The following is a 22,129-nucleotide window of genomic DNA, read 5'->3' on the forward strand; positions in this document are numbered from 1 at the left end:
GGCCATGAAAATCGCCTCCTGGAACGTCAATTCGCTCAAGGTCCGCCTGCCGCAGCTCACCGAGTGGGCGGCCGAGGCCAAGCCCGACGTCATCGCGCTGCAGGAAACCAAGCTGGAGGACGCCAAGTTCCCCGTCGACGAGCTGGCCGCGGCCGGCTATCGCGCGGTGTACTCCGGCCAGAAGACCTACAACGGCGTGGCCATCCTCGCCCGCGAAGAGCCGACCGATGTGATCACCGACATCCCCGGCCTGGACGACCCGCAGCGGCGCATCCTCGCCGCCACTGTCGGCGGCGTGCGCGTGGTGGACTTGTACGTGGTCAACGGCAAGGCAGTCGGCGACGAGAAATACGCCTACAAGCTCGACTGGCTGGCCAAGGTGCGCGACTTCCTGGAAGCGGAACATCGACGCCATCCGAAGCTGGTGGTGCTGGGCGATTTCAACATCGCGCCGGACGACCGCGACGTCTACGATCCGGTGACCTGGGGCGAGGACGTGCTGTGCTCGCCGCCGGAGCGCGCCGCGCTCAAGGCGATCACCGAGCTGGGCCTGCACGACAGCTTCCGCCTGTTCGAACAGGAGGGCGGACACTTCAGCTGGTGGGACTACCGTCAGGCGGCGTTCCGGCGCAACATGGGTTTGCGCATCGATCTGATCCTGGTCGGCGACGCGCTGAAACAAGCGGTGAAGGCGGCAGCCATCGACCGCACGCCGCGCCGCTGGGAAAGGCCTTCGGACCACACGCCGGTGACGCTGGATCTGGATATCTGATGAATACAACGAAGACCGACTGGCCCAGTTCGCTCACGGACGACGAACTCGACGAGCTGGACCGCTATCTCCGCGCCCACTCAGGCGACGGCGACCTGCTGCTCGACGGCGTGCACGGCATGCTCTCGGCGCTGACCGTCGGCCCCGTGCCGGTACTGCCGGAAGAATGGCTGCCGGAAGTGCTGCACGAGCCGTTCGCCGACGAGGAAGAAGGCAACCGCGTGCTGGCGCTGCTGGCCAAGCTCAACGACTCGATCGCCGCCGAACTCGATGTCGACGCGTACGAGCCGATCCTCGGCGAAGTCGACACCGAGACCGGCCCGACGCTGTCCGCGGCCGGCTGGTGCGAAGGCTTCAGCCGCGCCATCGACCTGCGCGCCGGCCTGTGGGAAAAGCGCCTGGCCGACGATGCGTCGCTGATGGAGCTGCTCGGCCCCGTGATGGCGCTGGCCGTCGACGAAGGCATTCTCAGCGCCGACACCGATTTCGAAAAGCTCGGCGACGACGAATACGACGAGTGCCTGGCCCAGCTGCCTGCGGTGCTGGCGGCCGTCGAGCATTACTGGCAGCAGCACCCGGTCACCGAGACCGACATGGAGGCGATGACCCAGGCCGCCCCCAGCAGCGCCGCCGGCGGCAGCGAGGACGACGGCGGCCAGGCGCCGCCGCGGAATCGCAGCGGCCACTGGCTGCACTGACGCCAAGGGAAACAATCCGTTCGCGCGGCGCCGCTTGGACCAGACGGACCGCGCAACCATCATGTGGCGCATTCCTTAGAGGAGCCCATCATGAGCGAGCGCAAGATCAGCCACCGCATCCGCGGCACCGACACCTCCGACGGCGCGGGCGTCCGGCTCAAGCGCATCATCGGCCAGCCCGGCCTGGACATGGTCGACCCGTTCCTGCTGCTGGACGAATTCCGCTCCGACACGGCGGACGACTACCTGGCCGGCTTTCCCGAGCATCCGCACCGCGGCTTCGAGACGGTGACCTACATGCTCGCCGGCCATATGCGCCACGGCGACAACCACGGCAACCAGGGCGACCTCGGCCCCGGCAGCGTGCAATGGATGACCGCCGGCCGCGGCATCCTGCATTCGGAAATGCCGCAACAGGAAAACGGCCTGATGTGGGGTTTCCAGCTGTGGGTGAACCTGCCGGCGAAGGACAAGCTGACCGCGCCGCGCTACCAGGACATCGACCCCGCACGCATTCCCACCGTGCATCCGCAGGATGGCGTGGAAGTGAAGATCATCGCCGGCGAGCTGTTCGGCGCGGCTGGTCCGGTCGCGGGTATCGCCACGGCGCCGGTGTACCTCGATATCGCCCTGCAGCCGGGTGCGCAGCTGGAAGTGCCGCTGCCGGAAGGCCATAGCGCCTTCGCCTACGTGTTCGACGGCGCCGATGCGCAGGTCGCCGGCGACGTGCTCCACCGTAGCGAGCTGGCCGTGCTGTCCAAGGGCGGCTCGGTGCGCATCGCCGGCCGCGACGCCCCGGCGCGCGTGTTGCTGGTGGCCGGCAAGCCGCTGGGTGAAAGCGTGGCGCGCTATGGACCGTTCGTGATGAACACGCCTGAGGAGATTCACCAGGCCATTGCGGATTTCCGCGCGGGCAAGTTCTAAGCCGCACGACACGCGTAGGTTGGGGTGAGCCGAAGGCGAACCCCAACATTCGAGCGTCAGATGGTGTCGATGGACTGGCGGCGATGTTGGGGTTCGCTGTCGCTCACCCCAACCTACGTGGCGGCGAGGATTTACTTGGGTACTGGCACGAGAGCGGTTGCGGGCAACGCGCGTATCACCAGCTCTCCATCCCGCCATACGGCCGGCTTGCCGTTGATGACAAGCTTGCTCGTGGGCTTGCCCGGATAAGGCCACGGCATGACCAGCCCGCCCGGTGGCAGATCCAGCCCCTTCTTCACATGCAACTCGAGCACGCCTTCACGTTCGCGCAGCGTGTAGCTCAACAGCCCATACGGCGTCCGCAGGCGTTGAATACCCACGCCCTCGCCTTTCAGCCAATCCGCGGGAACACCCGCCGCCAGGACCAGCGCCTGATCGCCCGGCCGCTCATACGCAAACAGATCGTAAGCCGAGCGCAGATAATCCGAAGCGATCCACGCATGCGGCATATCGCCGACAAAACGCGGCTTGCGCGCATCGCGCCCCACCACTTCCGCCCACTGGTTCCATGCGGCCGGACGACGGTCGGCGAAGAAGAACGTCAGCAGCTCGCCGATGCGGTCGCGCCAGCCCAGCCGCACGAAGCTGGCGATGGTGCGCAGTTCGTAAGGCGTGTAGTCCTCCCACTCGCGCTTGCCGTCGCGGCGCTCCACGAAGCCTAGCCAGTAGCGTTCGAAGGTGCGCTGCACCAGCGCGGGCGGCAGCCAGGTCTGGCCGTCGCCGGGCGACAGCGCGATGGTGGTGGAGGTGGCATCGAAGTCGCCGAGTTCGGCGGCGCCTGGCAGGTAGTCGATGTGGTGCTGGCGCACCGACAGGTCGATGGAAGCCTTCAGGTCCGCGCGGAATGTGTCGCGCGACTGGGCGATGCGTGCCGCCGCGGTTTCGTCGCCGCGCGCCTTGGCCAGCAGTACGGCGTCGTTGTAGCCCTGCAGCGCCCAGAAGTCGTCCCAGTAGGAATGCATCGGCTTGGCCGAATAGCCTTCGTGGCTGATCGAGGCTGGCATCAAGCCGTATAGCGCGCGCCGCTCGGCGGTCTGGTTGGCAGGACCGCGTTCGCTCTCGCGCAGTTCGTCCATATAGGCGATGGCGCGCTGCACGGTAGGCCATTGCTGTTCCAGCGCAGCGCGATCGTGGGTGTAGCGCCATAGCTCGGCGATGGCGAAGATCAGTTCGCCGTGGCTGTCGTTCTCCGGCACCGGGTCGGAGCCGCGCGCATCCACGCAGCACGGCACCTTGCCGTTGCTGAACTGGTGCGGCGCATACCAGTGCACGAATGCTGCGGCAGCATCGGCGTGGCCGCTGCGCGCCAGGCCCTCGGTCATCATCGCGCCGTCGCGCACCCAGCTGCGCGCGTAGGAGCGCGTACCGGGTTGCAATGCAGGGCCGTCGCGCGACATCAGGATCTGCGCCAGGGCGCTGCGGGCGGTGTCGGCGATGGCGTGTTGCGACGAAGGCAGCAGCAGCGTTACGCGGTTGAGCTTCTCGCGCCATGCGGCGGCGGTGCGTTCCAGCTCCTGGCGCAGCCAGGTTTCCGGTGTGCGTGGCGCCTGCACGTCGTCGCCATGCGCGGGCACCACCAGCCCCAGCGTGCGGCTGCCATGGGCGGGCAGGTCGATGGCATAGAGCATGGCGCCCTGGAGGAAACCGGCTTCGTCGTGCAGCGACGTGGCTTCGGGGCGCTCGCCCTGCGCCAGCCGCTCCGGCAATGGCCCGGCTTCGTAGCTGCTGGCGACGAAGCCATCGGCCGCCTGCAACGGCACCACGCGCGTCTCGCCGTTGACGGTGAGCGCCTTGCCGTCCCAGGCCAGATCGTGGATGCGGTGGATGCCACCGGGCGTATTGAGAAACTGCGTGGGCGGGTTCACCTGGAACGGTCGTGCCAACAGCGCCAGCGTCACCCGCTGCGGTTGCGCGGTGCGGTTGGTCAGCGTGTAGCGCAGCACCAGCCGCGGGTGTTCCGCATCGCCGGTGGCGAAGGCGGTGGTGTCCAGGGTGAGGCTGTCGGCAGTCCAGCGGACCGTGGGTATCGGCAGATAGCCGTCGAGCAGGCTCTGCGAGCTGCGCACGCTGGCCCAGTCGATCACATTGCGGCCGGCGAACAGCATCGGCTCCAGCGACCAGCCGCCCTTGCCCACTTCCACCGCGCCGTCCTCGGAGATCAGCGCCGAGTGGCGCGCGCCGCCATCCGTGCCGACCAAGGTCCAGTAGCTTTGCTCGCCCGAGTAGCCGCGCGGATACATGCCGCGTGGCGCACGCGTGGCCGCTTCCTGGAAGAACACATCGGGCGAAGCGCCCCAGGCGCGATCCTTCAGTTCCAGCCGCGACAACCCATAGGCTTTACCCGGGCCGGCCAGCAGGCGAAGCCGCAGATAGCGCGCCTGTGCCTGCGGCAGAAACAGCGCATCGTCGCCGCCGTTGCCGCCGGTGATCTGCGTGGCGGTGCGCCAGTGCGCGTTGTCGTCCGACAGCTCCACCTCGTAACGCGATGCCTGCGCGCCCGGCAGCCAATGCAGCAGCAGGCCGCCGAACTCGCGCGACAGGCCCAGATCCAGCGCGATGCTCTGCGCGCCCGTCGCGGACGGATCGCTGCGCCATTCGCCCTTGCCTTCGATCAGGTGCTGCACGGCATAGCCGGTGAGCGTGGACGAGGCTTGCGCATGCGGCGTCGGCGGCGCGCCCGGTTCCGCCGGCAACGGACGCAGGCGCAGATGGCTGAGGCATAGCTCGCCGTGGCCGCCCTGCCCGGCGTAGACGGTGAACTCCAGTGCGGCCGTGCGGTGCAGGGCGCGATCCTTGGTCGGCCCCCAGGCGAATTCCACCTGGCTGCGCCGGAACTCAAGCGTCTGCCAATCGGCCGCGGGCTGGAACGCGTTGCGGCGATACCACCACACGTTGTCGCCGCTGGCATCGGCCAGCTTTACCTGCAGATCGTTGGGCGGCATGCTGCCGCGTACGTCGAAGGACAGCGCGAAGTTGTCCGGCCAGTCCATCGGCAGCGCGCGCTTGAGCGTGGCCGCGCCGGAGACGCCGTGGAAATCGAAGACCACGCAGACCGCCTTGCCGTTCTGGCCATCCGCCACCTGCAGTCGGGTGGCGATATCGTCGGTGCCTTCGGCCGTCCATGCCGACGGCCGGTTGAAATCGTCGATCACGCGCGTTTCGTCGGCGGCATGGGCGGCAGGCGCCAGCAGCACGAACGACAGCAGCAGCCAGGCGTGCCTGCTCATCGCATCAGCCCTTCACGCTGCCCAGCAACAGTCCTTGCAGGTAGTAGCGCTGCAAGGCCAGGAACAGCACCAGCACCGGCAGCACGGTCACCACCGAGCCGGCCATCATCAGCTCCGAGTCCTGTACATGCTCGCGCGACAGCGAAGCCAGCGCGATCGGCAAGGTGTAATGCTCCTGCCCGGTCAGCGCGATCAACGGCCACATGAAGTCGTTCCATGCGGTGAGGAAGGTGAAGATCGCCAGCGTCACCATGATCGGCTTGAGCAGCGGCAGCACGATCTGCCCGAAGATGCGCAGCTCGCCGGCGCCGTCGATGCGCGCCGCTTCCAGCAGGTCGTCCGGAATGCCGCGCGCGTACTGGCGTACCAGGAAGATGCCGAAGATGGTCGCCATCGCCGGCATCACCACCGCGGCATAGCTGTTCACCAGGCCCAGGTACTTCAGCAGCAGGAACAGCGGCAGCATCGCCACCTGGGCCGGAATCACCAGGCCACCGAGCAGCATCTGGAACAGCCGCTCGCGTCCGGCGAAACGCAGCTTGGCGAAGGCGTAGCCGGCCATCAGGTTGAACGCGAGCGAGAGCAGCGTGATCGCGCTGGAGATGGCCAGGCTGTTGAGCAGATAACGCCCCATGCCGGCGCGTTCGAACAGCTCGTGGTAATTGGCGAGCGTGGCGTGCGCGGGAAACAGTGGCGGCGGCAGCGCGCTTGCCTCGCCCGGATGCATGAACGACACCGACAGCATCCACAGCAGCGGGAACACCGCCACCAGCGTGCCGCCGATCAGCAGGCCATGAATCAGGGCCTTGGCTAGGCGCGGATTCATGCCTCGGCTCCACGTCGCGCTACGCGCAGCATCACCGCGGTCACCGCGAACATGATCAGGAACAACAGGAAGGCCACCGCCGAGGCGGAACCGAGGTTCCACCATTTGAAGCCTTCCTCGTACATCAGGTACAGCACGCTGGTCGTGCTCTGCAGCGGGCCGCCTTCGGTCATCACGAAGGGTTCGGCGAACAGCTGGAAGTAACCCGAGACGGTGAGGATGCTCACCATCAGCAGGGTCGGCCCGAGCATCGGCAGCGTGATATGGCGGAACTGCCGCACGGGCGAAGCGCCGTCAATGCGCGCGGCTTCGTACAGGTCGGCGGGGATCGCCTGCAGCGCGGCGAGGAAGATGATCATGTTGTAGCCGAAGTTCTTCCACACCGCGAACAGGATGATGGTGGGCATCGCCCAGCGCGGATCGCCCAGCCAGTCCACCGGATGGAGGCCCAGGCCGCCCAGCGCGTAGTTGGCCAGGCCGTACTTGGTGTTGAACAGATAGCGCCAGATCACCGCTACCGCCACCACCGTGGTCACCACCGGTGCGAACAGCGCGGTGCGGAACAACGGCTTGCAGCGCGCCAGCGGCGAGTTGAGCAGCAGCGCGGCGCCAAGCGACACGGCGATCGACAGCGGCACGCCCACCAGCACGAAGTACAGCGTGTGCCCCAGCGCGGACCAGAACAGCGGACGGTGCAGCAGCTCCCAGTAATTGCCCAGCGCGACGAAGCGCAGGTTGCGGATGTCCGCTAGCGCGTACAGGTCGTAGTCGGTCAGGCTGAGCGCCAGCGCCGCGATCACCGGCAGCAGGAAGAACAGGCCCAGCACCAGCAGCGCCGGTGCGAGGAACAGCCAGGCGGCGCGTCGTGGATTCATGCGTGGCCTCCGGCGGTCATGGCTTGGGTTTCGCGTGGTCGAGCATCCAGCGCCGTTTCTCCAGGATCACGTCGGCGCGCCGATCGATCTCGGCCGCGGCCTGGTCGACGCTCAGGTCGCCATGCACGGCCTGCGCGGCGACCAGCTGCATCTCGGTCACGATACGCTCCCACTCGGGAATCGGCGGGGTGGGCTTCACCCGCTCGAGCTGTTGGCGGAAGCCACGGGCCTTGGGATCGTCACGCAGTGCGCCGCCTTCCCACGAAGAGCGCCGCGGCGGCATGTCGCCGAGCAGGTCGTAGAAGCGCTGCTGGATCGCGGGGCGCGACAGGAATTCGATCAGCTGCCAGGCCTCGTCCTTGTGCGCCGAGCGGCGGAAGATCACCAGGCTGGAGCCGCCCGCATTGGAAGCGCCGGGGCCATGCTCGCCGGGGAGTGGCGCGGTGTTCCAGTCGTTCTGCTGCGACGCGGGCAGGCGCTTGCGGAACTCGCCGATGTTCCAGGGGCCGGACAGATAAAAGGCGTACACGCCGCGCCCGAATTCGGTCCACGGATTGCCGGCTTCCACATTGGTGATCGCCGGCGCCTGTCGTCCGCGGAACGTGTCGACATAGAACGCCAGCGCACGCTTGAAGCCTGCGTTGCGGAAGTTGCCGTAGCGGTTGCCATCGCGCAGCAGCGGCTCGTCCTGCTGCAGGGCAAGCACCAGCAACTGCTCGAACTCGTTGGTCGGCAGCAGGATGCCGTAGCTGCCGCGATCGGGATGACTGAGCGCGGCGAGCGCGCGGCGCCATTCGGACCAGTCGCGCGGCGGCGCGTCGAAGCCGGCCTGCTTCAGCAGGTCGCTGCGGTAGAACAGCAGGCGCGTGTCCACATACCAGGGCACGCCGTACAGCGTGTCGTCGATGCGGTTGGTGGTCCAGATATTGGCGAAGTAATCGTCCTGGCGGATCACCGGCGAGGAGGCCACGCGCGCATCGAGCGGTTCGAGTGCATCGAGCGCGGCCAGCTCGGGAATCCAGGTGTTGCCGAGCTGGGTGAGGTCCGGCGTCGAACCGCCGGCGATCGCGGTAAGCAGCTTCTGGTGCGCGGCGGTGAGCGGCAGCTGCTGCACTTTTACCTGCAGGCCGGGATGTTCGCGTTCGAAGTCCGGCAGCAGTTTCGCCACGGCTTCGCCTTCGCGGCCGACGGTCCAGAAGGTGAGCACGTGCGCGTCATCGCTGCGTTGGCAACCGGCCGCCAGCGCCGCGGCAACGCCGGCACAGGTCCAGGCCAGCGCGTGCAGCAGCACGCGCCATGGCTTGCCCTGACGCTGGCGGAAACGCGTCGTCATGGCTTGGGCGGCACCTCATTCAACCAGCCGCCGGTAAAGCCGGCGCGCTCCAGGCCTTTGCGCACGTACGGGTTCTTCTTCATCACGTTCCACACAAAGCCGCTGCGCCAGTTTTCCACCATCAGCACGATCGGGCCCTGGTCGATGCCCAGGTGCACCGTATCGACCCAGCCCAGCTCAGGCACCAGCTTGCCGGTACGCAGCTCGGTCTGGCTGTGGAAGCTGGGATTGAAGGCATCGACGAAACCGTACTTGTTGTAGATGTCCTTGCCGTAGCGGCGCTTCATTTCTTCCAGCGCCGGCACCACGATCTCCGGCGCGAAGGCGATCGAACCGCCCGCCGCCATGGGCACCAGGGTGCCGTCGTCGCTGATGTAGTCCAGACCCGCGCCGCGCGCGACGTAGCCATGGAAGCGGCGTTCCTTGCCGCCGCTCTTCACCGTCAGGCCGCCGGGGCCATTGCTCGCGCTGATGCCCCACATATCGGCGCCGTAGCCGGTCCAGCCGCCGGGGTTGGCGATGGCGTAGGCGCGCTGCGAATAGGTGGCGCGGCGGCTGTTCTCGAAATAGTCCAGGTTCTTTTCGCGATTCCACGCATCGCGGATGCCGCGGAAATCCACCCACACATGGCTGAACTGGTGGCCGAACAGCGGCGCGAAGTTGAGGAAGGTCTGGCCGTGGAACTCGCCCCAGGTGCGTTCGTAAGTCGAGGTCCAGGCCTTCCATGCATCGTCACCCACCGCATGCGTGGGCGAACCCAGCGCGAGGATGTAGACCAGCATGCCCTCGTTATAGCCCTGCCAATCGTGCGGGATGAACTTGCCGCCCGGCGTCCAGCCCATCGAGATCAGCGGCTTGCGCGCCTGCGCCCAGCTCCAGTCGACGCGGCGGTAGATCTCGTCGGCGAGCTGGCGGATCTCTTTCTCCTGCGGCGTGTCGCGGTCGTAGTACGACTGCGCGAACAGCACGCCGCCGAGCAGCAGAGAGGTATCCACCGTGGACAGCTCCACCGCGCGATCGAAGCGCTTGCCCGATGCCATGTCGAGGAAGTGGTAGTAGAAGCCGCGGTAGCCGGTGGCATCGTCTTCGCTGTCGTTCTGCGGGGCGTCGTGGAAGAAGCGCAAGGTGGCCAGCGTGCGTTCCACGGCCTGGTCGCGGGTGATGTAGCCGCGTTCCGCACCGACGCCATAGGCGGTAAGACCGAAGCCGACGGCGGCGATGCTGGCGAAGGACTGGGTCGGATAATGATCGGGGACGAGGCCGTTCTGCGGATTGGCGCTGTCCCAGAACCAGGTGAAGGTGCGGTGTTCGAGGTCGTCGATCAGGGGTGGCACTTTCGTCTGCGTCGCCGCGGCTACGGCAGGCTTGGCTTGCTTCGCGCCGTCCTTCGCCTGCGCTTCGTGCGGCGCGACGCAGATCAGCAGCGCGGCGAGTGCGAGGGAAAGGGCGGTGCGTATCTTCATGGGCATGGGAACAGCCTTCCGTCGATGGAGATGTGCGGGAGCCGCGTTGTCGTTTGAGAACAAGTCGAGCTGGGAAGCAAGGGTGTAAACGTTTACGCGATCGGCCTTTGAAAAGCCCGCTTGCGGCGGGCTTGGCGGTGCAACGGCGCTCCTTCCTGGTGAGGAAGGAGCGCCTCGATGCTACGCGATCAGAAGCTGTACCGCGCGCCGATCTGGAAGCGGCGGGTGAGGTTGGGGTCGGCATTGGTGGGTTTGCCGAAGTTGGTGCTGTAGAAGTTGCTTTCGTAAGCGTTGTAGACATCGCGATTGAACACATTCATGACGTCGAAACGCAGCTCGAGCGCCTGACTCTGGCCCCAGCGGAATTCCTTGGCGATGGAGAGATCCAGGTTCAGATACGTACGGCCGTATTCGCCGTTGTGGTAGTACGCGCAGTTGTAGTCGCAAGTCGCCGACGACTTGAACACGTCGAAAGGCATGCCGGAACCGTAAGTCAGGATGCCGCTCACGCGCGTATCCCAGGGACCGGACACGATGCCATTGACCACCAGATGATGCTTCTCGCCCACATGGCCTCCGGGGTATCCCGAGGGCCAGACGTAATCCAGCGAGTAGTTGTCGTTTCCTTGCTGCCGCGCCTTTTGATAGGTGTAGGCGACGCCAACACCCCAGCCACTCGCTTTCGTATAGGGCTTATCGAGGCTGACCAGCACGCTGCTGGATTGGGTCTTCTTGTACCCGTTCTTGAGGATCCGGGTGTAGGGACTACCCGGCAGGGTGACGAAGGTTTGATCGTAAGGCCCGGCAATGGGCAGGCGGTTGGCCCAGAGCCAGGTGAACTGGCGATACCCGAGTACGCGGGAAAGCGTGAGTGAACCCGTCCAATCACCCAATACCTGCCTGACGCCGAAACTGAACTGGTCCGTGTAGGGAAGCTTGGTCTTGTTGTTGATAACGTCGATTTCCTGGCCCAGTCCGGCTGCGCCGGAAGCCAGTAGCGAGTCGAGTCCAGCTTTGGTCAGGTAGGCAGGATTCCAGGCAATGGTTCCAGCTTGCGAAGGCGTTCCATCGGGATTCGCGGGGCTGAAGTTGAAGAGGTAATTCGGTACCGCCGAGTGAATGGGTTCCTGTGCGATCCAGTCGAAAGGCGTGTGGTCGAAGTAGCGGCCGGCCCCTCCGAACAGTGTCGTGCTTTGATCGCCGGCCTTGCTGACATCCAACGAGAAGCCGAGGCGCGGCTGGATGGCGCCTTTGTATCCGTCACGTTCCTTGCCGGTGCTGATGTAGTCCTGCAGCCCGAAATACTTCAGTGTCTCGTACTGCGCCAGCGGAGTGACATAGTCGTTGTTGATGGAGTTGGTCTCGTAATCCCAACGCAGTCCCAGATTCAGCTGCAGGCGATCGGTAACGTCCCAATCGTCCTGGATATACGCGCCGAACTGATTGGTATGCAGGTTTGAATTGGCGCCGTTCGGCGAGTACACCGCCTTGTAGGGGACAACAAATCCACCCGGATAGGTGAGTCCTTCTTGATAGACGTATGACGGCACGGCGTTGTTGTTCTGCTCGACGGTGACGCCCAGCGCGGCGTACTTCACACCCATTTTCACCGTGTGATCGCCATGCCAGGACAGGCCGGTCAAGGTCAGGTCGTCGCGAATGGTGGTCTGATCCTGGCCTTTGTTCTGCAGGCCGACTGCGCCGCCTAGTGTGGCCACGTTGTTCTCGTAGACCTGCTGGACCAGATCGGGATTGGCCGCCCCCGGATTCCATTTGGCGCGGCCTGCATCGAGGAGCAGATCGTTGGTCCAGCTGTCACCGCGCGACTGCCATTTCAGCAGCAGGTCATCGACGCGGTTCTTACGATTGGTGCGGCCGTCATAAGCGACTTTGTCACCGAAGCCCAGCACTTCGTTATCGCGGCGAGTGGTGAGGCTCAGATCGACGTTATTGTCCTGATTGACCTGCCAGCTCAATTTTCCGAAGAAAGTCTTTTCGTTGAACGGCGCAGAGAACGTGCCGTTGTACTGCGAGAAACGCGGATCGGTGATGCGTACGGTGTTCGCACCGACATCCTTGCGCTCGTCGTAATTGACGAAGAACGTCAGCGTGTCTTTCAGGACGGGGCCGCCCAGGGAGAAGCCGCGCTGTTGCCGGCGATAGTCGGGCTTCTTCACGTCGTTCTTCTTGTCGAACGAGTTCTGCGAAATCATCGCCTTGTTCTGGAAGTAGTCGTACACCGAGCCGTGGAACTCATTGGTGCCCGACTTGGTGACGGCGGTGATGATCGCCGTGCCCGCCTGCTCGTACTCCGCCTTGTAGTTCTGCGTGAGCACGCGGAATTCCTGCACCGCTTCCTGCGAGAACGGGTTGCCACGGGTGGAATCCTGGCCGGCGATGCCGCCTTTGAGCACGTTGTTCTTGAGGCTGGCGCCGTCGATGAAAACGTTTACATTCTCGGCTGATTGACCGCCCGCCGAGAAGGTTTTGGAATTGGGGTCGCGCGATACCGTCACGCCCGGCACCAGCTTGGCGAAGTCGAGGAAGTTGCGTTCGTTCTGCGGCAGCGTGTTGATCTGCGCCTGGGTGATGTTGGTGCCCACTTCCGAAGTGCGCGTTTCGATCAGCGAAGCGGCAGTGACGGTCACGCCTTGCAGGTTCTGTGCGTTTACCGCACTTGCGGCAGCGGCGGCATCGAGATTCAAGGTAAGTGCCTGGCCCACCTGCACGGTGACATCCTGGCTGGCACTCGCGCCGTTGCCCTTCGCTTCGATGCGATAGCTGCCGGGTGGGAGGCTGGGCAGGGTGTAGTTGCCGGCCGCGTTTACCGGCGCACGTACGGTGAAGCCATTGCCACGATTGGTGGCGACCACTTCGGTGGGCGATTGCCCCTGCGGTGCATTTACATGGCCGCGCACCGTAGCCGTGCTGTTCTGTGCGAAACCAACGGCCGGCAACAGCGCGGCCGTAGTGAGCAGGCCCGCCAGGGCCAGCGAAATCTGTCGGGTCAATGCGTGTTTGCGTGCCATGGCTTGGACACCCTCCCTCAAGGGTTCGATACGACTGTGTTGTGGTTGTCGAGGCGCCGCTGCGCACCCCTGCGCCGTCGGCGGTGAACCGGTCCTTGCGGGCCGGCCCCCTGGTCTACCTCGCGGCCTGCTGTCCGAGGCCGCGCATTTCGTCTAGTCGTTGCGGCTGGCGCGCGTCGTCGATGCGCGCACCATCAATTCCGCCGGTATGCGCACATGCAGCGCAGACGCGGCTTCGCCTTCGATCTGTCCGGCGAGTTGTTCGAGCGCGGCCTTGCCCAGCTCCGCGATGCGCACGCCGGCCGTGGTCAATGCGGGGCTGACGTAGCGCGCCATCGGCACGTCGTCGAAGCCAGCGACGGCGATGTCTTCGGGAATGCGCAGGCCGGCTTCGCGGATCGCCGCCATGCAGCCGATCGCCATCATGTCGTTGGCGGCGAACACCGCGTCGGGGCGTGGGCTCATCGCTGCCAGACGCTGGCCGGCGCGGTAGCCGGAGGCTTCGTCGAACTCGCCGGGCAGCACGATCGGCTGCACGCCTGGCATGCGTTCGGCGAGTGCCTCGCGATAAGCCTGTTCGCGCTCGGCCACGTCGTGGTTGCCGACCGGGCCCTGGATGAAAGCGATGCGCCGATAGCCTTCGCCGAGCAGGTGCTGCACCACCAGGCGCGCGCCGCCGGCGTTGTCTACCGACAGCGCGGGGTAATCGTCGCGCTCCAGCACGGTGTTCATCAGCACGGTGGGCAGGCCGACGGGCAGGTTCTGGCGCAGGAAGTCCGCATCGGCGTGAGGTGACATCACCAGCAGGCCATCGACGCGGCCCTGCATCGCGCGCAGCGCGGTGGCCGCTTCGGCGGCGCCGTCGTGCGAGCTGGAAACCAGTAGTTGCAGGCCGTGCACACGAGCCGCCAGGTCGATGCCGCGGATCAGCTCGGAGAAGAATTCGCCATAAAGGTCCGGCAGCAACGCGCCGATAGTGTGAGTACGGCGGGTGATCAGGCTGCGTGCGGCGCCGTGGGGGATGTAGCGCAGGCGGGCCGCGACTTCGCGGATGCGTTCCAGGGTCTCGGCGGTCACCCCGCCATGGCCGTTGAGCGCGCGGGAGACGGAAGCCACGGACACCTTGGCCTCGCGTGCCACGTCTTTGATGGTCACACCCATTGCCGCTCCAGGAGGTCCGGATTCGCCGGGAAGGCAACGTAAACGTTTTCATTGACGCTTGTAAAGCTTTTGCAAATCAAAGACTTTGCTGCATCGCAAAAATTTGTCGGCCAGAAGTTCTAGGCGACAAGGCTGGGGAACCAGGGAAAAGCCGCGGAAAGCCGTTGTTCTCGCCGAGGCGCGAGGCTGTGGCATCGCAGCATGGGCACGGAGAAGGATTCGTGGGGAATGAGCCTTGCTTTGAATTTCGTGCACTTAGCCCTTTCGGGGGATTGTAAAAATCCATAAGGCCGCGGTTAAATCACGGTTAATCCTAGTGTCATCCGCCGGATGTACCATGTATTTGCTGCGTACGTGAGAAATTACGTGTAACTCATTGAATTAGAAGATCATGATCGCTCTGCTATCCATCATCCTGCTCGTCATGGGACTTTCCGCCACCGCCATCCGGCACGTACCCGCCGGCCAGGTGGTAAGCGTCTATCGCCACGGCAAGCCGCGCCGGCTGCTGCAGGAAGGCACGCACATGGTGGTGCCGGGCCTGGACCGCATGGGGCATCGGATCAGCCTGGGCGGCCAGGTGCTGGAATTCCGCGAACCGCTGCCGGACGCCCACGACGTGCGCGGCACGGTGTACTGGCAGGTGCTGGAGCCGGAGCGCGCCGACGCGGTGATCGACCAGGCCGACCAGCTGATCCGCGGCGGCGCCCTGGCCGCGCTGCGCGAGGAGCCGGCCGCGATCGAGGCGGACCGCCGCGACCTCGGCGCCCGCCTGAAGCTGGCCATGAACAAGGCGCTGCGCGACCGCGGCGTGATGGTGACGCGGGTCGATCTGGATTTCGCCTGAAGCCATACGCGAGGCTGCCTGCAAAGAGCGCCCGCGCAGAAAGGGGAATTTGAGAGTCTTTAAAACCCGCTTCGGCGGGTTTTTCTTTGGGCCGTCGCTGGCGCCGCGCGCCGCGCGCCCGGATACTGCCGCCCTTTTCGCCACGCAGGATTCCCGTCCATGGCCGACCGCGCCGCATTGCAGACCCAGCTGGAACGGGGCGTCGCCGCGCTCGGCCTGAGCCTGCCCGACGGCGCGGTGCAGCGCCTGCTGGATTACCAGGCCCTGCTCGAACGCTGGAACGGCACCTACAACCTCACCGCCGTGCGCGATCCGGCCGAGATGGTCACCCGCCACCTGCTCGATTCGCTGGCGATCCTGCCCCACGTGCAGGGCCAGACCCTGGCCGACCTGGGCACCGGCCCCGGCCTGCCCGGCATCCCACTGGCGATCGCGGCGCCGGGACGGGAGATCCTGCTGGTGGATTCCAACGGCAAGAAGGTCCGCTTCCTGCGCGAGGCGATCCGCGCGCTGAAGCTGGATGGCGTGCGCGCCGTGCAGTCGCGGGTGGAGGACGTGCAGGGCCAGTTCGACTGCGTCACCGCCCGCGCCTTCGCCACCCTGGCCGACATGCTTGGCTGGGGCGGCCATCTGCTGGCGCCGGAAGGGATCTGGCTGGCGATGAAGGGCAAGCGGCCGGACGAGGAATTCGCCGGCATTCCCGCCGGCTTCGCGCTGCGCGGCACGCATGGGCTCAACGTGCCCGGTTTGGACGCGGAGCGTCACCTCGTGGTGCTCGGCCGCGGCTGAGCGCAAAGCCCTGTCCGGCGCGGGTTCCGATGGTAACCTAGCCCTCTTTTCCCACGTTCACGGCATCGACGACACCATGGCTCGCATCATCGCTGTCGCCAACCAGAAGGGCGGCGTCGGCAAGACCACCACCGCCGTCAACCTTGCCGCGGCGCTCGCCGCCGCCAAGCGCAAGGTACTGCTGGTCGATCTCGATCCGCAGGGCAACGCCACCATGGCGTCCGGCGTGGACAAGCGCGTGGCCAAGCCCAACGGCTGCGAGGTGCTGCTGGACGAAGCGCCGATCGAGCGGGCCATCGTCGCCACCGAGGCGCATTACGACCTGCTGCCCGGCAACGGCGACCTCACCGCCGCCGAATTGAAACTGATGGACGCGATCGCGCGCGAGATGCGGCTCAAGGAGCAGCTCGCCAAGATCGCCGACAAGTACCACACCATCCTGATCGACTGCCCGCCGACCTTGCACCTGCTCACGCTCAACGCGCTGACCGCGGCGGACGGGCTGCTGATTCCGGTGCAGTGTGAATATTTCGCGCTGGAAGGCCTGTCGAGCCTGCTGGAGACGGTGAAGGCGGTGCGCCAGCGCCTGAATCCGCAGCTGGAAATCGAAGGCCTGCTGCGCACCATGTACGACGTGCGCAACAACCTCGGCAACGAAGTCTCGGCGCAGCTCACCACGCATTTCGGCGACAAGGTGCTGCGCTCGATCATCCCGCGCAACGTGCGCCTGGCCGAGGCGCCCAGCCATGGCCAGCCGATCCATCTCTACGACCGCAGCTCGCGCGGCGCCATCGCCTATATCGGCCTGGCCGGCGAGATCATCCGGCGCGAACGCGGCCTCGCGGCAGGCGCCGCCGCCGAAGCGGCCCCGCCGCCGCACGACGACAGCGGCGAGGCGGCAGTCGATGCCGCCGCCGGCATTCACCAGGAGTAAGCATGGCCGCAGCGAAGAAACGAGGCCTCGGACGCGGGCTCGATGCCCTGCTTGGCGGCGGCGATGACGCACCCTCGGTGATCGAGCAGGAAGGCGAGCTGCGCATGCTGCCGATCCAGTACATCCAGCCCGGCAAGTACCAGCCGCGCCGGCACTGGAACGACGAGGCGCTGGATGAGCTGGCCGCGTCGATCAAGGCGCAGGGCCTGATCCAGCCGGTGGTGGTGCGCGAGATCGGCAAGAACAGCTACGAGCTGATCGCCGGCGAACGCCGCTGGCGCGCCGCGCAGCGCGCGCAGCTGAGCGACCTGCCAGCGCTGGTGAAGGACGTGCCCGAAGTGGCCGTGCCGGCGATGGCGCTGATCGAGAACATCCAGCGCCAGGACCTCACCCCGCTGGAAGAAGCCGACGCGCTCAAGCGCCTGATCGACGACTTCGACCTCACCCACCAGCAGGCTGCCGAGGCCGTCGGCCGCTCGCGCGCCGCGGTATCGAACCTGCTGCGCCTCACCGAGCTGCCCAATTCCATCAAGCGCCTGCTCGACGAGAGCAAGCTGGAGATGGGCCACGCCCGCTGCCTGCTGACCCTGCCCGAGCGCGATGCCGAAGCCCTGGCGCTGGAGGCCGCGCGCCGCGGCTGGAGCGTGCGCGAGCTGGAAGAAGCCGCGCGCCGCGCGCAGACCGCGCCCAAGGGCAAGGCCAAGAGCGCCACCGCGCGCGATCCGAACGTCGACGCGCTGGAGCGCGAGCTCGCCGAGCGCTTCGCCACCCGCGTGGAAGTGGCCCATGGCCGCGGCGGCCGCGGCAAGCTGGTGATCCACTACCACAGCAACGACGAGCTGGAAGGGATCCTGGGCAAGATCCGCTGAGGGACGCCGGGCCGGCCGCCGCGCGCCGGCTTGGCTCGCGGCCCGTCCCCCTACGCACTAGAATGCGCCCCCGGGGCGCCCTGCGCCCTCCTTCCCGCAAGAGCTAAAGGCTGCCTCTCATGCCGCAACTGTCCGTGGTCGTGCCGGTGTTCAACGAGCGCGACAACATCCCGCCGCTGCTCGCCGAAATCGCCGCCGCCCTGCGCGGCAAGGTCGAGTTCGAGATCGTCTACGTGGACGACGACTCCAGCGACGACAGCGTGGCGGTGCTGGCGGCCGAGAAGGCCAAATATCCCGAGCTGCGCATCGTGCGCCACCTCACCCGCAGCGGGCAGAGCACCGCGGTGTGGAACGGCGTGCGCGCGGCGCGTTCGCCGTGGATCGCCACGCTCGACGGCGACGGCCAGAACGATCCGGCCGACATCCCCAAGCTGCTGGCCGCGCGCGACGGAGCGACCGAAGACGTGCGCCTGCTCGCCGGCTGGCGCACCACCCGCCGCGATAGCTTCAACAAGCGCATCTCGTCCAAGATCGCCAACGCGGTGCGCTCGCGCATGCTGCGCGACGCCACGCCGGATACCGGTTGCGGCCTGAAGCTGTTCGAGCGCGAAGTGTTCCTGCGCCTGCCCTACTTCGACCACATGCATCGCTACCTGCCGGCGCTGGTCAAGCGCGCCGGGTTCCAGAGCCAGAGCGTGCCGGTGGGCCATCGTCCGCGCACCGCGGGCACCTCCAAGTACGGCATGCTCGATCGCCTGTGGGTGGGCATCGCCGACCTGCGCGGCGTGGCCTGGCTGATGCGCCGTGGCAAGGTCACCCGCGTCGAAGAACTCTAAGCGGTAGCGTTTCCATTCGTGCGCCCGGGCGTGTTCTGCGCGCCGCAGCGGCGTATGCTCGTGGACCGGTTCCCTCCGCCCGGGGCATGGCCATGAGCATCGCCATCAAGCGCGTCTACGAGCCCACCGCCAAGAACGACGGCAAGCGCGTGCTGGTCGATCGCTTATGGCCGCGCGGCCTGAACAAGGACGATGCCGCGCTGGACATGTGGGCCAAGGAACTGGCGCCCTCGGTCTCGCTGCGCCGCTGGTTCGGCCACGATCCCTCGCGCTGGGACACCTTCCGCCACCGCTACGCCACCGAGCTGGACGGCAAGACCCGCACCGAGCACTGGCGCGAGCTGGTACGCGAAGCGGCGCACCGGCGGGTGACCCTGGTCTACGGCGCCAAGGACGAGGAACACAACAATGCGGTGGCGCTGAAGGCCTATCTCGAGGCCTGGATCAAGGGGCACGGTCCCCATTGAGGCCGCCGTCGCCGACGAAGCGATGATGCGGCGGCTTCCAATCGGTCAGCACCGCGTTGGCGCGCTCGCGGCCCAGCTCGATCAATTCGCGCGCGCGGTAGAACTCGTAGGCCATGGAGATATTGCGCGGTAGCTGGATCAGCAGGTCCGGCGCGTACGCCGCCAGCCGCAACCGCGCCAGGTTGGCCTGCATCAGGTCCATCGACTGCGCCAGCAGGTCGAGCATGCCCGGATCGCGCGGACGCACCGCTTCGGTCGCTTTCGCCTCGCCATGCGGCATCAGCCGGCCGATGAATTCGCCGATGCGGTGGCGGTAGCCGTTCTGCGCTTCGATCGCGTGCTCGTGGGCGACCTCGGGTTTGGCGGACTCGATCGCACCATCCAGGCTCACCGCGAACATGTAGTCCGCCGTCTCGCGGATCAGCGGCGTCACCGGCACCGGATTGAGCAAACCGCCGTCGACCAGCCGCCGCCCGCCGAGCAACTGCGGCCGGAACACGGTGGGAATCGCGATGGAAGCGCGGATCGCATCGAACAGCGAGCCGCGCGCCAGCCACACTTCGCGTTCGCGATCCATGTCGGTGGCCACCGCGGTGTAGGCCAGCGGCAGGTCCTCGATCTGCGCGTCGCCGATCAGCTCGCGCAAGGTGCCGATGATGCGTTCGCCCTTGATCAGGCCGCCGCCGGAGAAGGTCCAGTCGACCAGCTTGAGCACGTCCATCTTGGCCAGCGCCGAGACCCAGTCGCGGTAGGCGTCGAGCTTGCCCATCGCGTAGACGCCGCCGATCAGCGCGCCCATCGAGGTGCCGGCGATGGCGACGATCTGATAGCCGTGCCGCTCGATCTCTTCGATCGCGCCGATATGCGCCAGCCCTTTCGCACCGCCCGCGCCCAGCGCCAGCGCCACGGTGGGCTTGCGCGCGGCCGCGGGGGCGGCCTCGACGGGAAGCGAACTGCTCATGGGGACCCGACGAAAGCGCCTGGCCGCGGCGTGTTCAGCGCGGCGCCTGCTGGTAGCCGCCCAGGGCGAGCTGGAGCTGGATCTTCATTTCCTCGCGCAACGACAGCGGCGCGACCACTTCGGCATCCGGGCCGTACTTGAGCACGTCCATCAGCAACTCCTTGGAGTTGGAATACGGCACCTGCAGTTCGTAGCGGCCGTCGGGCAGCCACATGCCCTTCTGCTGCGAGTGCCAGTGCTCGTCCGCCACCCAGCGCGCGGCGTGCTGGGAGAAGCGGATGGTGGCCCAGGCCTTCGGCTTGCCGGCGAAGATGCCGTAGCTGGAGGCGAGCATGTCATTGAGTTCGGTCTCGGCCACGTCGCGCGCGGAGGTATCCAGCGCCAGCGGCTCGGCGATGCGGTCCACCGCGAAGCTGCGCAGCGCCTCGCGGTCGTGGTCCCACACGTCCAGGTACCAGTTGTCGCGGTAGTGGGTCAGGCGCTGCGGTGAGACGGTGCGCTTGCTGTCGGCATTGGTGGTGCGCGCCCGATAGCGGAAGCGCAGCTGCTTCCGCTCCAGCACGGCGCCGGCGACGATGCGGAACACCTGCTGGTCGAGCTTGCGCTCGCCCCAGGCGATCACGCGGATGCGCTCGATCGGCAGCGCCTTGCCGCTGCCCTGGTCGGACAGCAGATGCTCGATGCGCGCCTTGAACGGCGCCAGCGCACCGGCCAGCACGCCCGGTCCGCTGCGGCCGATCAGCTCGTTCAGCGCCAGCAGCGCGGCGAGTTCGTCGGAGGTGAGCCACAGGCCCGGCAGTTCGAAGCGCTCGCCTTCGCCAGCCGCGTAGCGGAAGGCAGCGTGTTCGCCGCCGGCGCTTTCGATCGGGGCGCCCAGGGCGTCGCGCAGGAAGGCCACGTCGCGATAAAGCGTCGCGCGCGAGCACTCCAGCTCGTCCATCAGGCGGGGGAGCGGAACTGGATAGTGCGCCGACTTCAGCAGCCGGTGCAGGGTGAGAATGCGCTCGTAGCGGTCCATGGCCCAGGAAGATGACGCGTAGATTCGCCTAGCATGCGCATCGCCCGTGGCGGTCGCAAGTACGCAGAGTCTGACATGTGCGCCACCCATCGGCGCGTGAAATCGCCTAGACTCCGAAAGCTCCCTGGCCCATCCGAGGATGCAGAGCGAGCCGAGATGCCCGGCGACCCCACGTTCCCCCACCGCACATCCGAGCAAGACACCGTTGCTGCGCCGTCCCGGAGCCTGCCGACCAGGGTTCTGCGGGTGCTGGCGAGCAGCGGCTACGGGCTATGGCTGTTGCTCGGCACGACGCTGGCGCTGGGCCTGTATCCGGCCGGGCGTGGCGATGCGCTGGTGCCGCTGACCCTGGGCGCCGTCCTGGTCAGCCTCGCCCCGCTGGCCGCCGCGCTGCGCCTGCCGCTGGCGCCGGAATGGCTGGGCTGGCGCTTCGGGCGCGGCAGCCGGCCCACGGCCAAGGCCATGCTGGCCCTGGCGGCCTATCTGCCGATGCTGGGCGTGGCCGGGCTGGTGCGCGGCGACAACCTGTTCTGGGCCACCCGCCTGGCCGCGGCCGCGCTGGCGATCGGCAGCCTGGCCTGCCTGATCGATGCGCTGTCCGAGCGGGCCCAGGAAGGGCGGGCCCGGATCTTTGCCCGCCTCGTTTCGGCCAGCTATGCCGGCGGCCTCTGGCTGTGGCTGTGCCTGGCGGCGCAGGACGGCGACGAGCCGCTGCATTCGGTGTCGTGGATCTTCGCGCTGCAGTCGCTGGCGCTGCTGGTCGGCCTGATCGCCTGGTGGCGGGACGGCGGCGCGCGCACCTGGCCCGGCCGGCTGCTGTTCCTGGCGCTGGTCTACTTGATTCCCGGACTGATCGTGCTGGCCCAACGGCAGGAGCCTCATGGACTGCTGCTGTTGCTGGCTGCGGTCAGCTGCATGGTCGGCCAAAGCGTTGAAGCTCGTTTGTGCGGCCCGCAGGCTTCGCACGATGGCGGCACAACTCGGCTGATATGAGGCTTTTTCGACGCCGTTCGCATCTGATGCCGGCGTATTCACAGCGA

Annotated in this window: 19 protein-coding genes; 10 read left to right on the plus strand and 9 right to left on the minus strand. The window is 66.7% G+C overall.

Annotated elements, in window-relative coordinates; all coding sequences use genetic code 11:
* The first annotated feature begins 4 nt into the window (after positions 1–4).
* The 3 genes from xth to AB4083_RS11355 all read left to right on the plus strand — a co-directional run bounded on the left by xth (position 5) and on the right by AB4083_RS11355 (position 2,394).
* On the plus strand, positions 5–772 hold the full coding sequence (gene xth / locus AB4083_RS11345; protein ID WP_441607913.1) for an exodeoxyribonuclease III: 768 nt from the start codon (positions 5–7) through the stop codon (positions 770–772).
* Entirely contained in the window at positions 772–1,470 is a 699-nt protein-coding gene (locus tag AB4083_RS11350; protein WP_441607914.1) for a YecA/YgfB family protein, read from the plus strand. Before xth ends, AB4083_RS11350 begins: the two co-directional genes overlap by 1 nt.
* Before the next feature lie 90 nt (positions 1,471–1,560).
* On the plus strand, positions 1,561–2,394 hold the full coding sequence (locus AB4083_RS11355) for a pirin family protein (RefSeq protein WP_441607915.1): 834 nt from the start codon (positions 1,561–1,563) through the stop codon (positions 2,392–2,394).
* Between the two features lie 131 nt (positions 2,395–2,525).
* Here AB4083_RS11355 and AB4083_RS11360 read toward each other — a convergent pair whose 3' ends face one another.
* The 7 genes from AB4083_RS11360 to AB4083_RS11390 all read right to left on the minus strand — a co-directional run bounded on the left by AB4083_RS11360 (position 2,526) and on the right by AB4083_RS11390 (position 14,368).
* Positions 2,526–5,681 carry a discoidin domain-containing protein gene (locus AB4083_RS11360; RefSeq protein WP_441607916.1) on the minus strand — a complete coding sequence of 1,052 codons (3,156 nt, stop codon included), beginning with the start codon at positions 5,679–5,681 and terminating at the stop codon, positions 2,526–2,528.
* A gap of 4 nt (positions 5,682–5,685) precedes the next feature.
* Positions 5,686–6,507 (minus strand): carbohydrate ABC transporter permease, encoded by an 822-nt coding sequence (locus AB4083_RS11365; protein WP_441607917.1) that lies wholly within the window; start codon positions 6,505–6,507, stop codon positions 5,686–5,688.
* Positions 6,504–7,382: a carbohydrate ABC transporter permease gene (locus AB4083_RS11370; RefSeq protein ID WP_441607918.1), complete on the minus strand. Its 879-nt coding sequence runs from the start codon at positions 7,380–7,382 to the stop codon at positions 6,504–6,506. The genes AB4083_RS11365 and AB4083_RS11370 overlap by 4 nt, the downstream gene beginning before the upstream one ends.
* A 16-nt stretch (positions 7,383–7,398) precedes the next feature.
* Positions 7,399–8,715 (minus strand): sugar ABC transporter substrate-binding protein, encoded by a 1,317-nt coding sequence (locus tag AB4083_RS11375; protein ID WP_441607919.1) that lies wholly within the window; start codon positions 8,713–8,715, stop codon positions 7,399–7,401.
* A complete protein-coding gene (locus AB4083_RS11380) occupies positions 8,712–10,184 on the minus strand; it encodes a glucoamylase family protein (protein WP_441607920.1) in 1,473 nt (490 codons plus the stop codon). The genes AB4083_RS11375 and AB4083_RS11380 overlap by 4 nt, the downstream gene beginning before the upstream one ends.
* A 182-nt stretch (positions 10,185–10,366) precedes the next feature.
* Positions 10,367–13,207 (minus strand): TonB-dependent receptor, encoded by a 2,841-nt coding sequence (locus AB4083_RS11385; protein ID WP_441607921.1) that lies wholly within the window; start codon positions 13,205–13,207, stop codon positions 10,367–10,369.
* 153 nt (positions 13,208–13,360) lie between these two features.
* Positions 13,361–14,368: a LacI family DNA-binding transcriptional regulator gene (locus tag AB4083_RS11390; protein ID WP_441607922.1), complete on the minus strand. Its 1,008-nt coding sequence runs from the start codon at positions 14,366–14,368 to the stop codon at positions 13,361–13,363.
* Positions 14,369–14,759: 391 nt separating this feature from the next.
* On the opposite strand from AB4083_RS11390, the gene AB4083_RS11395 reads away from it, so the two are divergent.
* From AB4083_RS11395 to AB4083_RS11420, 6 genes are all read left to right on the plus strand, one after another.
* A complete protein-coding gene (locus tag AB4083_RS11395) occupies positions 14,760–15,215 on the plus strand; it encodes an SPFH domain-containing protein (RefSeq protein ID WP_441607923.1) in 456 nt (151 codons plus the stop codon).
* A gap of 159 nt (positions 15,216–15,374) precedes the next feature.
* The gene (rsmG, locus tag AB4083_RS11400) at positions 15,375–16,004 is read left to right on the plus strand and encodes a 16S rRNA (guanine(527)-N(7))-methyltransferase RsmG (RefSeq protein WP_441607924.1); all 630 of its coding nucleotides are present in this window, start codon (positions 15,375–15,377) and stop codon (positions 16,002–16,004) included.
* Positions 16,005–16,080: 76 nt separating this feature from the next.
* Positions 16,081–16,938 carry a ParA family protein gene (locus tag AB4083_RS11405; protein ID WP_441607925.1) on the plus strand — a complete coding sequence of 286 codons (858 nt, stop codon included), beginning with the start codon at positions 16,081–16,083 and terminating at the stop codon, positions 16,936–16,938.
* A 2-nt stretch (positions 16,939–16,940) separates the two neighbouring features.
* Complete coding sequence (locus AB4083_RS11410) at positions 16,941–17,807, plus strand: ParB/RepB/Spo0J family partition protein (RefSeq protein ID WP_441607926.1); 867 nt, start codon at positions 16,941–16,943, stop codon at positions 17,805–17,807.
* A 119-nt stretch (positions 17,808–17,926) separates the two neighbouring features.
* On the plus strand, positions 17,927–18,643 hold the full coding sequence (locus tag AB4083_RS11415) for a glycosyltransferase (RefSeq protein ID WP_441607927.1): 717 nt from the start codon (positions 17,927–17,929) through the stop codon (positions 18,641–18,643).
* Between the two features lie 92 nt (positions 18,644–18,735).
* Positions 18,736–19,110 carry a DUF488 domain-containing protein gene (locus tag AB4083_RS11420; RefSeq protein WP_441607928.1) on the plus strand — a complete coding sequence of 125 codons (375 nt, stop codon included), beginning with the start codon at positions 18,736–18,738 and terminating at the stop codon, positions 19,108–19,110.
* Here AB4083_RS11420 and AB4083_RS11425 read toward each other — a convergent pair.
* A complete protein-coding gene (locus AB4083_RS11425) occupies positions 19,088–20,071 on the minus strand; it encodes a patatin-like phospholipase family protein (protein ID WP_441607929.1) in 984 nt (327 codons plus the stop codon). The genes AB4083_RS11420 and AB4083_RS11425 overlap by 23 nt on opposite strands.
* A 34-nt stretch (positions 20,072–20,105) precedes the next feature.
* Positions 20,106–21,089: a helix-turn-helix transcriptional regulator gene (locus AB4083_RS11430; RefSeq protein ID WP_441607930.1), complete on the minus strand. Its 984-nt coding sequence runs from the start codon at positions 21,087–21,089 to the stop codon at positions 20,106–20,108.
* A 246-nt stretch (positions 21,090–21,335) separates the two neighbouring features.
* On the opposite strand from AB4083_RS11430, the gene AB4083_RS11435 reads away from it, so the two are divergent.
* Entirely contained in the window at positions 21,336–22,082 is a 747-nt protein-coding gene (locus AB4083_RS11435) for a hypothetical protein (protein ID WP_441607931.1), read from the plus strand.
* The last annotated feature ends 47 nt before the right edge of the window (positions 22,083–22,129 follow it).

The sequence above is a fragment of the Dyella sp. 2RAB6 genome, from assembly GCF_052115385.1.
Taxonomy (GTDB): Bacteria; Pseudomonadota; Gammaproteobacteria; order Xanthomonadales; family Rhodanobacteraceae; genus Dyella_D.

Excerpts from the sequence above, each read along its gene's own strand:
- xth (WP_441607913.1), top strand. The coding sequence starts at position 5 with ATGAAAATCGCCTCCTGGAACGTCAATTCGCTCAAGGTCCGCCTGCCG.
- rsmG (WP_441607924.1), top strand. The coding sequence starts at position 15,375 with ATGGCCGACCGCGCCGCATTGCAGACCCAGCTGGAACGGGGCGTCGCC.
- AB4083_RS11425 (WP_441607929.1), bottom strand. The coding sequence starts at position 20,071 with ATGAGCAGTTCGCTTCCCGTCGAGGCCGCCCCCGCGGCCGCGCGCAAG.
- AB4083_RS11410 (WP_441607926.1), top strand. The coding sequence starts at position 16,941 with ATGGCCGCAGCGAAGAAACGAGGCCTCGGACGCGGGCTCGATGCCCTG.
- AB4083_RS11370 (WP_441607918.1), bottom strand. The coding sequence starts at position 7,382 with ATGAATCCACGACGCGCCGCCTGGCTGTTCCTCGCACCGGCGCTGCTG.
- AB4083_RS11350 (WP_441607914.1), top strand. The coding sequence starts at position 772 with ATGAATACAACGAAGACCGACTGGCCCAGTTCGCTCACGGACGACGAA.
- AB4083_RS11355 (WP_441607915.1), top strand. The coding sequence starts at position 1,561 with ATGAGCGAGCGCAAGATCAGCCACCGCATCCGCGGCACCGACACCTCC.
- AB4083_RS11430 (WP_441607930.1), bottom strand. The coding sequence starts at position 21,089 with ATGGACCGCTACGAGCGCATTCTCACCCTGCACCGGCTGCTGAAGTCG.
- AB4083_RS11390 (WP_441607922.1), bottom strand. The coding sequence starts at position 14,368 with ATGGGTGTGACCATCAAAGACGTGGCACGCGAGGCCAAGGTGTCCGTG.
- AB4083_RS11415 (WP_441607927.1), top strand. The coding sequence starts at position 17,927 with ATGCCGCAACTGTCCGTGGTCGTGCCGGTGTTCAACGAGCGCGACAAC.
- AB4083_RS11380 (WP_441607920.1), bottom strand. The coding sequence starts at position 10,184 with ATGCCCATGAAGATACGCACCGCCCTTTCCCTCGCACTCGCCGCGCTG.
- AB4083_RS11375 (WP_441607919.1), bottom strand. The coding sequence starts at position 8,715 with ATGACGACGCGTTTCCGCCAGCGTCAGGGCAAGCCATGGCGCGTGCTG.
- AB4083_RS11385 (WP_441607921.1), bottom strand. The coding sequence starts at position 13,207 with ATGGCACGCAAACACGCATTGACCCGACAGATTTCGCTGGCCCTGGCG.
- AB4083_RS11405 (WP_441607925.1), top strand. The coding sequence starts at position 16,081 with ATGGCTCGCATCATCGCTGTCGCCAACCAGAAGGGCGGCGTCGGCAAG.
- AB4083_RS11360 (WP_441607916.1), bottom strand. The coding sequence starts at position 5,681 with ATGAGCAGGCACGCCTGGCTGCTGCTGTCGTTCGTGCTGCTGGCGCCT.
- AB4083_RS11365 (WP_441607917.1), bottom strand. The coding sequence starts at position 6,507 with ATGAATCCGCGCCTAGCCAAGGCCCTGATTCATGGCCTGCTGATCGGC.
- AB4083_RS11420 (WP_441607928.1), top strand. The coding sequence starts at position 18,736 with ATGAGCATCGCCATCAAGCGCGTCTACGAGCCCACCGCCAAGAACGAC.
- AB4083_RS11395 (WP_441607923.1), top strand. The coding sequence starts at position 14,760 with ATGATCGCTCTGCTATCCATCATCCTGCTCGTCATGGGACTTTCCGCC.